At 66.4% G+C, this 14,146-nt stretch carries 13 protein-coding genes; 6 read left to right on the forward strand and 7 right to left on the reverse strand.

What is annotated here, in order from left to right:
• Positions 1 to 12: 12 nt before the first annotated feature.
• From ABQY64_RS04440 to ABQY64_RS04455, 4 genes are all read right to left on the reverse strand, one after another.
• Positions 13 to 840 carry a methyltransferase domain-containing protein gene (locus tag ABQY64_RS04440; RefSeq protein WP_047125989.1) on the reverse strand — a complete coding sequence of 276 codons (828 nt, stop codon included), beginning with the start codon at positions 838 to 840 and terminating at the stop codon, positions 13 to 15.
• Positions 841 to 868: 28 nt separating this feature from the next.
• On the reverse strand, positions 869 to 1,867 hold the full coding sequence (gene dusB, locus ABQY64_RS04445; protein WP_102254778.1) for a tRNA dihydrouridine synthase DusB: 999 nt from the start codon (positions 1,865 to 1,867) through the stop codon (positions 869 to 871).
• Between the two features lie 429 nt (positions 1,868 to 2,296).
• Positions 2,297 to 3,253 (reverse strand): ribokinase, encoded by a 957-nt coding sequence (locus tag ABQY64_RS04450; RefSeq protein ID WP_016903834.1) that lies wholly within the window; start codon positions 3,251 to 3,253, stop codon positions 2,297 to 2,299.
• A gap of 78 nt (positions 3,254 to 3,331) precedes the next feature.
• A complete protein-coding gene (locus ABQY64_RS04455) occupies positions 3,332 to 4,630 on the reverse strand; it encodes a NupC/NupG family nucleoside CNT transporter (RefSeq protein WP_016903833.1) in 1,299 nt (432 codons plus the stop codon).
• A 1,340-nt stretch (positions 4,631 to 5,970) separates the two neighbouring features.
• Between ABQY64_RS04455 and ABQY64_RS04460 the strand changes: the two genes are divergently transcribed.
• The 6 genes from ABQY64_RS04460 (at position 5,971) to ABQY64_RS04485 (ending at position 11,747) form a co-directional block, all read left to right on the forward strand.
• Positions 5,971 to 6,939 carry an aldo/keto reductase gene (locus ABQY64_RS04460; protein WP_349780350.1) on the forward strand — a complete coding sequence of 323 codons (969 nt, stop codon included), beginning with the start codon at positions 5,971 to 5,973 and terminating at the stop codon, positions 6,937 to 6,939.
• A 332-nt stretch (positions 6,940 to 7,271) separates the two neighbouring features.
• On the forward strand, positions 7,272 to 7,511 hold the full coding sequence (hemP, locus tag ABQY64_RS04465) for a hemin uptake protein HemP (protein WP_024938306.1): 240 nt from the start codon (positions 7,272 to 7,274) through the stop codon (positions 7,509 to 7,511).
• Positions 7,512 to 7,667: 156 nt separating this feature from the next.
• A complete protein-coding gene (locus tag ABQY64_RS04470) occupies positions 7,668 to 9,899 on the forward strand; it encodes a TonB-dependent hemoglobin/transferrin/lactoferrin family receptor (RefSeq protein WP_349780351.1) in 2,232 nt (743 codons plus the stop codon).
• 5 nt (positions 9,900 to 9,904) lie between these two features.
• Entirely contained in the window at positions 9,905 to 10,537 is a 633-nt protein-coding gene (locus tag ABQY64_RS04475) for a Hemin transport protein (RefSeq protein ID WP_166767950.1), read from the forward strand.
• Between the two features lie 27 nt (positions 10,538 to 10,564).
• Entirely contained in the window at positions 10,565 to 11,488 is a 924-nt protein-coding gene (locus tag ABQY64_RS04480) for a DUF6607 family protein (protein ID WP_349780352.1), read from the forward strand.
• Between the two features lie 94 nt (positions 11,489 to 11,582).
• Positions 11,583 to 11,747, forward strand: a complete 165-nt coding sequence (locus ABQY64_RS04485) for a hypothetical protein (protein WP_349780384.1) — start codon at positions 11,583 to 11,585, stop codon at positions 11,745 to 11,747.
• Between the two features lie 138 nt (positions 11,748 to 11,885).
• On the opposite strand, the gene ABQY64_RS04490 is transcribed toward ABQY64_RS04485, so the two are convergent.
• The 3 genes from ABQY64_RS04490 to ABQY64_RS04500 form a co-directional block, all read right to left on the reverse strand.
• Positions 11,886 to 12,239 (reverse strand): DMT family protein, encoded by a 354-nt coding sequence (locus ABQY64_RS04490; protein ID WP_024938302.1) that lies wholly within the window; start codon positions 12,237 to 12,239, stop codon positions 11,886 to 11,888.
• Between the two features lie 186 nt (positions 12,240 to 12,425).
• Entirely contained in the window at positions 12,426 to 13,310 is an 885-nt protein-coding gene (locus ABQY64_RS04495; RefSeq protein ID WP_039530625.1) for an ABC transporter permease, read from the reverse strand.
• Entirely contained in the window at positions 13,307 to 14,146 is an 840-nt protein-coding gene (locus ABQY64_RS04500; protein WP_349780353.1) for an ABC transporter ATP-binding protein, read from the reverse strand. Before ABQY64_RS04500 ends, ABQY64_RS04495 begins: the two co-directional genes overlap by 4 nt.

Consider the following 14,146-nt stretch of genomic DNA (forward strand, 5'->3'; position numbering starts at 1 on the left):
CAGCCGGCCGGCTCAATACACTGTCGCGCGCGCCTGCACGAACGAGTAGAAGAACACCGCGTTCGGGTCGCTGTGCACCTGCGCCAGTTCGCGGCGCATGCCGTCCACGGTGTCTGCGTTCACCGCACCGGCCTCGAGCAACTGGTCGGCCGCCGACAGCAGCACTTCTTCCCAGAACCCGATCATGGTCTTGCGCCGGCCTGGCTCGCGGTTGTCCAGATGCAGCGTCTTGATCTCGGTGTGCACATCGCGAAAGCCGCCGGCCAGCAGCAGGTTGCCCAGCTTGGCGCCGACGAACGGGTCGCCGCCCTGGTCGTGCTGGAAATCGTTGAAGGCCATCCAGTAGCGCCACAGGTTGGGCGAATACGGATGCAGCAGGAACGAAGCGTTCATCACCTCGGTGACGTACACCGGCGAGCCCGGCAGCAGCACCCGCCGCACCTCGTTGAGCACGCGCGCAGGCGAGGGCACATGCTCGAGCACCCAGCACAGGAACGCCGCATCGAACTGACGCGCCTCGAACGGCAGATCGCTGGCATCGGCCTGTTGCAGCGTGTAGCGCTCGCGGCACCATGCCAGCCGTTCCAGATTGGCGCGTGCCGCGCCCAACTGCGCCTCGCTCAGATCCACGCTGGTGACGTGCAGGTCGGGAAAGCGGCGCAGCAGGATTTCGGTCTGCGCGCCCACGCCGCTGCCCACTTCCAGCAGCCGGCGTGCGCCGCTGTAGTCGATCTGGTTGAACAGCGTGGCTTCCAGCAGGCGCGCCTGTTTGAGCAGGCGTGCCTGTTCGGTGGACGAAAACCCATGCAGATAGGTCGGGGTGTCGCTCGGTGCGGTCATGACTGCAGCTCCAACAACGCAGGAAAACTCAGGCGGCAACCGACATCGCTGGCGGCACACCGGCGATCAAGGCGTCGAAATACGCGCGGGTCAGTTCCAGCTGCGCTTCCGGCGTTTCGGCGCGATTGACCACCGCACGGAAGTCGGCGCTCTGCGGGTGATCCTTGGCGTACCAGCCCAGATGCTTGCGCGCGATGCGCACGCCCTGCGGCTGCCCGTAGAACGCATGCAGCGCTTCCAGATGGCCGAGCAGGGTGTCGCGCACGAATGCCAACGACGGCGGCGGCAACAGCTCGCCGGTGGACAGATAATGCGCCACCTCGCCGAAGATCCACGGGCGCCCCTGCGCGGCACGCCCGATCATCACCGCATCCACGCCGGTCTCGCGCAGCACCTGCGCTGCCTTCTGCGGCGAGTCGATATCGCCGTTGGCGATCACCGGAATCTGCAGCGCCGCCTTGATCTGCGCAATCGTGGCGTACTCGGCAGTGCCGGTGTAATGCTGGTCGCGGGTGCGCCCGTGCACGGCGAGCGCGGCGATCCCGCAGTCCTGCGCGATGCGCGCAATGGTCGGGCCGTTGCGGTGATCGCAGTCCCATCCGGTGCGGATCTTCAGGGTCACCGGCACATCCACCGCCTGCACCACCGCGCTGAGGATGCGTGCCACCAGGTCCTCGTCGCGCATCAGCGCCGAGCCGGCCCAGGCATTGCAGACCTTCTTGGCCGGGCAGCCCATGTTGATGTCGATCAGCTGCGCACCGTGGTCGACGTTGTAGCGCGCCGCCTCGGCCAGTTGCTGCGGCTCGGTGCCGGCAATCTGCACGCTGACCGGATCCGGCTCGCCGGCATGATCCATGCGGTGCAGCGATTTGCGCGTGCCCCAGAAGCGTGGATCGGAGATGGTCATCTCCGACACCGCCAGCCCGGCGCCCAGCCGTTTGCACAGCAGCCGGAACGGCTTGTCGGTGACGCCGGCCATCGGGGCCAGGATCACTTTCGGGTCGATGGAGTAGGGGCCGATCTGCATGGTGGCATTGTAGCTGGGTGGGGATTCGGGAATCGGGAATCGGGAATCGGGAATCGGGAGAGCAGTTCCGGCCTTCGGTCTTGTGCGGTTGCTGTGCGGGTCGCGTGGCTAGTAGAGCGAGGGCAGCGGCGAGATTGCTGGCTGACCGTACCCTCACCCCAACTCCTCTCCCGTCGGGAGAAGGTGGCGTCAGCGCCGGATGAGGGTACGGGTGCCCGACGCGGCATCACGCCAGGTACCGCCGCCCAGATTGCTATCCGATGGAGACGATCGAAGCTCCGACGCAGCGGGCCTGGCGGCGTCCGTCGATGGACAGGCCTCGACATGCCGTTCGTGGATCGAAGCAGTCCCATGGGATGCCGACGCCTTGAACGCAAAAGGCGACCGCATCGCTGCGGTCGCCTTCGTTGTTTGCTTGAAGCGTGCGGATCACACGGCCGGTTCGGGCACCATGCGCGGCATCGAGGTGGCGGCGCCTTCCACTTCGGTGGAGCGCGCGGCGTAGCGGGTGGCAAAACGCACGTGGGTGATGAAGCTGGCAGTCGGCGCCTGCGCCAGCGAGGCCACCAGCGCGCCGTTGAACGCGTCGCCGGCGCCGGTGGTGTCCACCGTCTGCGCGCTTTCCGCGCCCACGCGGTAATGCGCGGCCGTGTCGCCGCGCAGCTGTTCTTCCGCATGCGAGATGAAGGCGCCCACCGATCCCAGTGTCACCACCACGGTACCGCCCGGCAGCAGCTTGCGGCACAGCGAATGCAGCGTGTTGCCGTCCAGCGCCGCCACATCGTCGGCATTGATGCGTTCGCCGACGTGCCGGCCGAGCAGGGCCGCAAATTCGGTTTCGTTGGGCGTCAGCACGTCCGACAGCTTGAGCAGGCCGATCGAGGTCGGCGCGTTGGCCGGTGCGGCGTTGAGCACGGTCAGCACGCCGCATTCGCGTGCCAGCGCCAGCGCCGACTCGATGGTCTCCGCCGGCGATTCCAGCTGCGCCAGCAACACGCCGGACGAGGCCACCAGCGCGCGCTGGTTGTCCACAAACGCTGCGCTCAGCACCGAGTTGGCACCGGCGCCGATCACGATGGTGTTGCGGCCGTGCGCGTCGACATAGATACCGCCGGTGCCGGTCGGCTCATTGCTGGGCTCGGCGATCAACGCAAAGCCGTCGTGCGCAGCCAGCGAGCGCGCTAGCGCGCCGCCGGCATCGTCGCCCAGCGCGCACAGAAAGTGCGTCCTGGCGCCGGCACGTGCGGCCGCGACCGCCTGGTTGAAGCCCTTGCCACCCGGGCCGGTGCTGTAGCGACCGGCGATGGTGGCACCTGGCGCAGGCAGGACATCACAGCGCCACACGTGATCGACATTGAAGGACCCGACAACGACGACCGAACTCATAAATACCCTTGACTTGAATGACTGAATGAAACGTGGCGTGCGGCGATTAGACCGTCACGCCGATGAACCCGCGCCGCCTCAACCGAAATGCGATAGCACGCCGGCAATGGTAGCGGTCATGAACGTGGCGATCGAACCGCCCAGCACTGCGCGCAGGCCGAACTTGGCCAGATCGTGACGGCGTTCCGGTGCCAGCCCGCCGATGCCACCGATCTGGATCGCAATCGAGCTGAAGTTGGCAAAGCCGCACAGCGCATACGTGGCAATCAGCCGACCTTCCGCGCTCAGGCCAACGCCGGGCACTTCGCCCTTCACGATACGCGACAGCTCGCTGTAGGCGACGAACTCGTTGATCACCACCTTCTGCCCGATCAGAGAACCCACCGTGGTCGCGTCAACCCACGGGGTGCCGATCACCCAGGCGATCGGCGCCAGCACGTAGCCGAAGATCGTCGACAGGTTGGTCGGCCGGCCCAGCAGTGCGGCGGCGCCGGTGATCTCGCCCAGCCAGGTCAGCGGTGCGTTGATCAAGGCGATCAGCGCAATGAAGGCCAGCAGCATCGCGCCGATGTTCAGCGCCAGGCGCAAGCCGTCGCCGGCACCGGCCGCCGCCGCATCGATGACGTTGCTGGTGGTCTTTTCCACTTCCATCTTGACCGTGCCGCGGGTCAGCGGGGTGCCGGTTTCCGGCACCAGCAGCTTGGCCACCACCAGGGTGGCGGGCGCGGCCATGATGCTGGCAGCGAGCAGATGCTTGGCATAGAACGCCTGCTGCGCGGGGTCGCTGCCACCGAGCATGCCGACATAGGCGGCCAGCACGCCGCCGGCGATATGCGCCATGCCGCCGATCATCATCGTCAGCAGCTCGGACTGGGTCATCTTGGGGATGTACGGACGCACCGTCAGCGGCGCTTCGGTCTGGCCGATGAACACGCTGGCACACACGCTGGTGGTTTCCGCACCGGACACGCGCATCACCTTGGTGATTGCCCACGCCATCGCGCGGACCACCACCTGCATCACGCCCAGGTGGTAGAGCACGCCCATCAGCGCCGAGAAGAAGATGATGGTGGGCAGCACCTGGAACGCAAAGATGAAGCCATAGCTGTCGATGTTCATCAGGTTGCCGAAAATGAAGGTGGACCCCTCATTGACGAAGCTCAGCACCTTGACGAAGCCCTTGCCCAGCGAGTCGAACACGTCGCGTCCGCCCGGCACCAGCAGCACCAGTGCGGCGAACGAAATCTGCAGCGCCAGACCAGTGGCGACCAGCCTCCAGTCGATCGCGCGGCGGTTGCTCGAAAACAGCCAGGTGATGCCGATGAGCACCGCCAGACCGAACAGGCCGAAACCGATCCTTCCCAAACCTTCGACCATTCCAATCCCCGGGGCTGCTGACGGCAAAACGAGAAGCCTAGAGCAGGGGGTGACCGTGGGCAAGGCGAGCAGCATTCAGGGCCCGCCCGTTGGCCCGCAGGCAAGCCAGGGCGGGCGCGGGCAGTTCCCTGCGCGCGGGCGGGCGAGCCGCGCTTGCGCAAGGTCATGGGGCAGGGGCGTCGATCCGCTGCCCGTGCGTCGCCCGCAAAGACCGCACCCCGAAGCACGGTCACCCGACCGGATGCCGCTTTTCCTTTCAGCCGTCGACGAAAGCCGGTGCTGCCTGCGCGCGTACCGGCATGGAACCTGGAGCGGCATGGATGCCGCGCCAAGCGCCTACACGGACGTACTTCGGCGTGTCCCACGCTGGTATGCGCGCAAGCGCCCGCAGCAGACCGAAGCATTCGCGTGGAACTCTAGATGTCGTGCACAGGATTGATCGGTGTGCGGAGTCGGTCGGTAGCGCGGCGCCGCATCCAGTGTCGGGACACGCCGTGAATCCGTCCCCGGAGGCTCGGTGGCGGCATCCATGCCGCCACACGGTCCCGCCCTCGGACGCGGCACCCCGCTTCCAACATTGCTATCGCTGATCGGCAAGCAATGCTTCAAGCACGTGTTGATGCCGGCGGATTTTCCTGGCCGATGTAATCGGCAAGCCAGTTATCTGCTCACATCGCCAGGATGGACGCTCCGAAGGACCTCCAGCCCAGCATGCCCTCCGCATTTCTTTCAGCAACCGATAACAACCGGTGGTGCTTGCGCGGGTACTGGCGTGGGACCTTGAGCGGCATGGATGCCGCGCCAGAGCCTACACGGACGTACTTGCGGCGTGTCTCACGCCGGTACGCGTGCAAGCGCCCGCAGCAGACCGAAGCATTCACATCAAACTGGCAGACCACGTCCGCGAGGCTGGTCGGCAGCGCGGCGCCGCATCCGGTGTCGGGACACGCCGTGAATCCGTCCCTGGAGGCTCGGTGGCGGCATCCATGCCGCCACACGGTCCCGCCCCCGGACGCGGCACCACGCTCCCAGCATTGCTACTGCTGATCGGCAAGCAATGCGTCAAGCACGTGTTGATGTCTGCGGACTCCGTGGCCGATGTGATCAGTAAGCCATCCATCTACTGGCATGTCGCCAGCGATGGTGACGCTCCGAAAGACTTGCAGACCACCAGGCCCTCCGCATTTCTTTCAGCAACCGACAACAACCGGTGGTGCTTGCGGGCATGGGACCTTGAGCGGCATCGATGCCGCGCAACCCTGTCGCCCCGGTAGCACCACGTCCTACACTGCGCACGCCGATCCGGGGCAGGGCGCCGCGGAGGTTGCTGGAGTCTGCCAATGCAATACCGTCGTCTGGGGTCCACCGGGCTGCAGCTGTCGGCCCTGTCGTTCGGGGCCTGGGTCACCTTCGGCAAGCAGATCGGGCGCAGCGAAGCGCGCAACCTGATTGCCGCCGCCTGGGACAACGGCATCAATTTCTTCGACAACGCCGAGGTCTACGCACGCGGCCGCGCCGAGGAGGTGATGGGCGATGTGATCGCCGACCTGCGCCTGCCGCGCGATGGTTACTGCGTGTCGAGCAAGGTGTTCTTCGGCGCGGTGGACAGCCCGCGTCCGACCCAGCGCGGACTCTCGCGCAAGCATGTCACCGACGCCTGCCATGCCGCGCTCAAGCGCCTGCGCGTGGACTATCTGGACCTGTACTTCTGCCACCGGCCTGATCCGGACACGCCGATCCGCGAAACCGTGCGCAGCATGGATGCCCTGATCCGCCAGGGCAAAGTGTTGTACTGGGGCACCTCCGAGTGGAGCGCCGAGCAGTTGCGCGAGGCCATTAGCATCGCCGAGCAGGAACACCTGCACGCTCCGGCGATGGAGCAGCCGCAGTACAACCTGCTGCACCGCGACCGGCTGGAGCGCGAATACGCGCCGCTATGCGAGGGCGGGCTGGGCACCACGATCTGGTCGCCGCTGGCCTCGGGCCTGCTGACCGGTAAGTACAACGCCGGCGTGGACGCGGACAGCCGCCTCGGCCAGCCGGGTAATCACTGGCTGCAGGACGAAGTGCTGGGCGCACCGGAAGCGCGCCGCCTGGAACGTGCCCGCGCGTTCTGTGCGTTGGCCGCCGAGCTGGGCCAGTCGCCCGCACGCCTGGCCATCGCCTGGTGCCTGCGCAACCCGCACGTGTCCACGGTGATCCTGGGGGCCAGCCGGGTCGCGCAGCTGGAAGAAAATCTCGGCGCGCTGGAGACCTTGACCCAGGTCGATGCCGACGGTTGGGCACGGGTGGAGGCGGCGACGCACTGAGGGGTGCCTCATGCGGTGGGCGCAAGTGCGGGACGGTTGGCTGCGACGCTTTTTGTCGGGCGCTTCAAAGCAAGCGAGAAGCCGCATCTGACCGATCGTGCACGTCAGCCAACCTCTGCGGCGCAAGGTGCGTCATGCCAGTCGCGCTTTCGCTTGCCAGTGCGTGCCTTCCACCTGCGATGTAATCAGCAAGGCCAACGATCACCGTGCGTAAAAACCGCTGGTGGAACCCGTGGCTAGATCTTTTCAATAGGCACGGTGAATCGAAATCGTTTAACCCATGCAAAGGTCGTGTCGAGAAGATGAGAATGGCTCTTGATCATTAAATGAGAATGGTTATTATTTGTCTGGCTAACCGACTGGAGATCCAGATCATGACCGCTCATCCCGTGCTGCTCCGCTCCGAACCGGTCAACCTGCGCGACCGCGCTGCGCCGCGTGCCGTCCCCGCAGAAGACCTCATCAGCAGCGAGGCGCTGCTCAAAGGCCGTCGCGAAGTGCTGATCCAGCATGGCGACCGCGTCTATCGTCTGCGCCATACCAGCAACGACAAGCTCATCCTGACCAAGTAAGTTCCACCCTCCGATTCCGCGCATTGGCGCAGGGGATCGGGTTGCCTGCCGCGGGCGTTGCCGCCGCCGTCCGCGCACCCCACGCTCTCCCCCGGCGGCCGGTCGCGGCCTAGTCTGCAGCACACGCTGCCGGGAACTTCCCTTCAAAGGTTCCCGATGATTCGCCTGCATCCGCTGGTGGTCGCGCTGTCGCTTGCGCTGCCCGCTCTTCCGTTGAGTGCCCACGCTGCCGACCTCGCCGCCAGTGGTGATGCCGCGCGTGAGGTCCACGACTTCGACCGCTTGCAGGTGACCGCCACGCGCACCCAGCGTGCCCTGGTCGATGTGCCGAGCACGGTGGATGTGATCGATCGCGAGCAACTGGACAACCAACTGGTGCGCGAGCTCAAGGATCTGTTCCGCTACACGCCCGGCGTGTCGGTGACCAGCACCAGCGGCCGCTTCACCGGCGCCAACGGCATCCGCATCCGCGGGCTGGACGGCAACCGCGTGGCGATCCTGGTCGACAACGTCCCGGTGTCGGACACCTTCAGTTTCGGCAGCTACCTCAACGCCAACCGCAACTTCGTCGATCTGGAAACGCTCAAGCGCGTCGAAGTAGTGCGCGGGCCGGCCAGCTCGCTGTACGGCTCCGACGCGCTGGGTGGCGTGGTGGCTTTCGTCACCAAGGATCCATCCGATTACCTGAGTGCCGACAAGCACAGCTATGTCGGCCTGAAGTTCGGCTACGAAGGCGACTGGAACGGCCTGTTCGCCGGTGCCACCGGCGCGTTCGGCGGCGAGCGCTGGAGCGGCATGGTGGCGGTCAGCCATCGCCAGGGCCAGGAAGCACAGAACCAGGGCGACAACCGCAGCCGCGATTTCACCCGTACTGCGGCCAACCCGCAGCGCATCGATGGCCGCAGCGTGCTGGCCAAGCTGGTGTACGCGCCCAGCGCGCAGCAGCGTTTCAAGCTCACCGTGGAAGGCAACGAAGACTACGGCAGCATCGAGGCATTGACCGGCATCGACCCGCGTGTGACCACGCCATCGCAGCGCATCCTGTCGCAGGACGGACGCGACCATCAGACCCGCGCGCGCGTTTCGCTGCGCCACGAACTGGATGCATTGGATTGGGCGCTGGCCGACGATCTGCAGTGGCAGCTGTATCGCCAGGACAGCGAGAGCCTGCAGCGCACCGACGAGCTGCGCGGCAACAATACCCGCCGTCATAACGAACACAACTTCGATCAGCGCGTGTACGGCCTGCTGGTCAACGCACATAAAGCCATCGACACCGGAACGCTCAGCCACGACATCACCTACGGCCTGGACGGCACCTGGACCGACACCCGCGCCAAGCGCGATGGCTACTCGGTCAATCTGGCCAATGGCGCAATCACCAACCGCGTCGGTCAGGACGTGTTCCCGGTGCGCGATTTTCCCAAGAGCGAGACCACCAAGCTCGGGCTGTATGCGCAGGACGAGATCCGCCTGTTCGATGGAAAGCTGTCGCTGACGCCGGGCGTGCGCGTGGATTATTTCCGGCTGTCGCCGCAGGTGGACGACATTTTCCGCGAAGACAATCCCGGCGTTGCTGCCGAGACCATCGATGAAACGCAGGTGTCTCCCAAGTTCGGTGCGGTGTGGCGGTTTTCGGACGCCTGGTCGGCGTATGCCAATTACGCGCACGGCTTCCGCGCGCCGCCGTACAACGACGTCAATATCGGCTTCACCAATCTGCAGGCGCGCTACACCGCTATCGCCAATCCGGACCTGAAATCGGAGACCAGCCGCGGTGGCGAACTCGGGCTGCGTTTTAACGATGCAGTCGGCTATCTGGGCGTCAGCGTGTACTACACCGACTACCGCAACTTCATCGAATCGTATGCGCCGGCCGGCTTCAATGCCGAAGGGCTGATGCTGTTCCAATCGCGCAACGTGGACGATGTGGTGATCAAGGGTGCCGAAGCGCGCGGCGGAATCGATCTGGGCGCGCTGGCCGGCTGGCAGGGTTGGTCGCTCAACAGCGCCGTGGCGTATGCGGAAGGCGACAATCTCACCGACGACACTCCGCTCAACTCGGTCGACCCGCTGCGCGGCACGCTCGGCGTGGCCTTCGACAGCGATGCCTGGGGCGCGGAACTGATCGGCACCTTCGTCGCGCGCAAGCGTCGCCCGCAGCTGGACAGCTACTACACCCCGGCCGGCTACGCCACGCTGGACCTGCTGGGGCATTGGGAGTTCGCACCCGGTGCCAAGGTCACCGCCGGCATTTTCAATCTCGCCGACCGCCGCTATGTGGACTGGAATGCGCTGCCCAACGGCACGCTGGCCAGCAGCACGGTGCTCGATCGCTTCACCGGCGCCGGGCGCACCGCCTCGGTCAGCCTGGCGGTGAGCTGGTAGCGGCCATGCCCATCGCCCGCCCGCTGCCGTCGTTGTCGCATGCACGTGCCACCCGCGCTGCGTTGCCGCGGCCGCAGCAGTTGGCGGCGTTGGGCACGGTGCTATGCCTGTACCGGCCGGCATTGGGCAACGAACTGGATGGCTGGCAGCACGCGGTGGGGGCGGCGGCGTGCCGGCAGGTCGATAGCGATGGCGTGCGCGAGAGCATCTGGTTTTTCGATGCCGAGGGGCAGTGCTGCTGGCGCATCTGCCTGCTGCCTGACAGCGATTTCCTGATCTGGGATCGCCTGGTCTCGCGGCTGCCGCCGTTGCCGATGGAAACCCATGAGCTGGGCGTCGGCGAGCGGCTGTGGCGTCGTCTGGCCGGGCGCATGCGTGGGGAGGCGTGGCGCTTGAGCGCGCTGCGCCTGCAGGCCGCCGCCGCCCGCGAGCAGCCGTTTGTCGCCAGCCTGGCGACCGTGTCGGCGCTGGGTGCGGAGGTCGCCGCACGCCTGGCGCGCGAAGAGGGCATCGACGGCCGCGTGGCGGTGGACGATTGCTGCTGCGCGCGCGCTGCCGCCTTGCGCACGGCCTCCGCCACATCCAATAACAACAACCCATCCGACATGACGACGTCGCTGGTGCGCCTGCGCCGCTGACGTCTCCAACCACTCCCGAGAGTTCCGATGAGCCGAACGTTTTCCCGTTGTATCGCACTGACGCTGAGCCTGTTGCCGTTGACTGCCGCCGCCGACGTCCAGCGCGATCGGCAGAGCATCCTGGCGATGCAGGGCGAATACGCGGTGGACTTTGCCTTCGACGAGACGGTGTTGCTCAAGCCCGGTTACGAGCGTGCATCAGCCATGCGCAGCGGCGCCAGCGAAGTGGTGATCGTGGTGGAGGATTCACCGCGCAAGCTGGTGTTGCAGCATCTGCTGGTCGACGAGAAGAGCAAGCAAGTGACCAAGCATTGGCGGCAGGACTGGATCTACGAGGCGCCGCAGCGTTTCGAATTCAGCGCCGATCAGACCTGGACGGTGCATGCGCTGCCGCCGGCAGTGACCGCCGGTGCCTGGACCCAGTGCGTCTACGAGGTCAGCGACGCGCCACGCTACTGCGGCACCGGTCGCTGGGACTATGCCGACGGCCATCCCACCTGGACCAGTGATCTGAGCTGGCGCCCGTTGCCGCGCCGCGAGTACACCAAGCGCAGCGATTACAACGCGCTCGCGGTGATCAATCGCCACACGCTCACGCCCAACGGCTGGACCCACGAACAGTTCAACACCAAGGTGCTGCGCAAGCCCGACGGCAGCCAGGAAGCGATCGCGCGCGAGTTCGGCTTCAACGATTACCGCAAGACCACCGAGGTCGACTTCGCCCCGGCCTATGCGTACTGGAAGGGCACCCAAGGCTACTGGGCCAAGGTGCGCACGCGCTGGGCCAGATTCCTCGATACGCCACCCGGCCTGCATCTGAAGACCAAGCCGGACGGCATGGCGATGATCATGCCGATGTTCCAGCAGGCCGAGGCGGTGCAGAACGGCAGGCGGATCAAGGATGCGCAGCTGGACGCGGTATTCGCGCAGTGGGTCGAACCGGCGAACTAGGCACCCGCATGCCGTAGGAGCGCACCCGGGCGCGACGTGGCATTCCCGAAAACGCCCATCGCGCCACAGGACGCTTCTGCGAGGTCGCGCCCTGGTGCGCTCCTACCAGCGAGACGGCTGGAAGGCGCCCAGCAAGCCGGACGGCATGGCGATGATCATGCCGATGTTCCAGCAGGCCGAGGCTGTGCAGAGCGGCAAGCGGGTCAAGGACGCGCAAATCGATGCAGTACTCGCGCAGTGGGTCGAACCGGCGAACTAGGGACCCGTATGCCGTAGGAGCGCACCCGGGCGCGACGTGGCATTCCCGATAAGGCCCATCGCGCCGCAGGACGCTCACGCGAGGTCGCGCCCTGGTGCGCTCCTACGAGCGAGAAGGCAGTTAGCCGTTCAAGAGCCGTTATTCCTTGAACATCAAGAATGCCGCGACCAGGATCAAGCCGAATGCGGCCCAGTGATTCCATTTCAACGACTGGCCCAGGTAGAAGGTCGAGAAGCCGGCGAACACCAGCAGCGTGATCACTTCCTGCATGCCCTTGAGCTGCGGCGCCGAGTACACCGCGCTGCCCAGGCGGTTGCCCGGTACCTGCAGGCAGTATTCGAAGAACGCGATGCCCCAGCTGACCAGGATCGCGATCATCAGCGGCGTGCTCTTGTACTTCAGATGCCCGTACCAGGCAAAGGTCATGAACACGTTGCTGGCGATCAGCAACAGCACCGGATACAGATAGGCAGTGAAGGGGGCGGTAGGCATGACGGCAGACGGCAGGTAAGGGGCCGGCAGCATAAGCCAGCCCCGTTAAGCGCACGCGACCGTGCCGATGAGCCCGGCACGCGGGCTCAGGCCGTTGGTGGCCGGCGCAACACGTTCATCTGCAGCGTGGCCAGGCAAAACGCCTGGCCACTCACCGCTGCGCTCGCAGCGTCTGCGGTCATCCCGCTAGCGCTGCATGCCCCAGCGGCGCACGGTCAGCCGCTCGATGGCCTGGAACACCACGCCTTCCACCAGCAGGCCCAGCACGATCACCATCGCCAGGCCGGCGAACACGCGGTCGGTATACAGCTCGTTGCGGTTCTGGAAGATGTACCAGCCCAGGCCGCCCTGGCCGGAGGTGGCGCCGAACACCAGCTCGGCGGCGATCAGGGTGCGCCAAGCGAAGGCCCAGCCGATCTTCAGCCCGGACAGGATCGCCGGCAGCGCGGCGGGAATCAGCAGCTGCGCCACGTAGCGCGGCCCACGCAATCCGTAATTGCGCCCGGCCATGCGCAGCGTTTCCGGCACCGCCTGGAAACCGGCGTAGGTGGTCAGCGCCAGCGGCCACAGCACCGAATGCACCAGCACGAACACCAGGCTGCCGGTGCCCAGTCCGAACCACAGCAAGGCCAGCGGCAGCAGCGCGATCGCCGGCAGCGGATTGAACATGGCGGTCAGCGTGCCGAGCACGTCGCGGCCCCAGCGCGTGGAAGCGGCCAGCGCGGTCAGCACGAAGGCCAGCACCACGCCGAGCGCATAGCCCTGCGCCAGCACGCGTAGCGAAGCGCCCACGCGGCGCAGCAACTCGCCGGACAGCAGCCCGTCGTAGAACGCGCGCGCGGTCTGCAGCGCGCTGGGCAGCATCAGGTCGTCGCCAACCACGCGTGCGGCGATCTCCCACACCGCGACCAGCACCACCAACACCAGCGCCTTGCGCAGCCACGGCGGTGCCTGCCAGCGCGTTGGCGCGGCGGCTGCAACCAATGCCGGGTCCAGCGGCTGCAGGGCGACTTCGTACTCGGCCCGCACCGGTGGCAGTGGCGGCAGCGCGGTGGCGGTACTGCGGCTCATGGCAGCGCCTCGCGTTGGCGCTCGGCCGGGCGACGCAGCGGCGCCACCTTGGCATCATCCAGGGCATCGTCGGGCAGGTCGAACAGCAGCCGATGGATGCGCTGCGCGGTCTGCTGGAACGCCACGCTGCCGGCGCTGTGCGGGCCGAACGCATGCGCGTTGAGCTCGGCGCGCACCTGGCCCGGATGCGGCGACAACAGCAGCACGCGATTGCCCACCACCAGCGCTTCCTCGATCGAATGGGTGACGAACAACAAGGTGAAGCGCGATTGCTCCCACAGCTCCAGCACCTGCTCCTGCATGCGCGAACGCGTCAGCGCATCGAGTGCGGCGAACGGCTCGTCCATCAGCAACACGCGTGGGCGCATCGCCAATGCGCGCGCAATCGCCACGCGTTGCTTCATGCCGCCGGACAAGGTGTGCGGGTAGGCCTGGGCAAACTCGCTCAGCCCGACCTGCGCCAGGCTGTCGTCGGCACGTTCGCGCGCCTCGGCGCGCGACAGCTTGCGGGCTGCGCGCAGGCCGAACACCACGTTCTCGCGCACGGTCTTCCAGGGCGCCAGCTGATCGAATTCCTGGAACACCACCACCCGGTCCGGCCCCGGCCCGGTGACCGCTTTGCCATCCAGACGGATCTGCCCCTCGCGCGGGGTGACGAAGCCGGCCACCGCCTTGAGCAGGGTGGATTTGCCGCAACCCGAAGGCCCCAGCAGCACGAAGCGGTCGGCTTCATGCACATCGAAGCGCACGCGATGGGTGGCGCGCACCACGCGTTGCGCCGAGGCGTATTCCAGGCTGACGTGATCGACCTGCAGCAATGGTGTGGACGGACTCAT

It is taken from the genome of Xanthomonas sp. WHRI 7065 (assembly GCF_040203115.2).
GTDB classification, from domain to species: Bacteria; Pseudomonadota; Gammaproteobacteria; order Xanthomonadales; family Xanthomonadaceae; genus Xanthomonas; species Xanthomonas arboricola.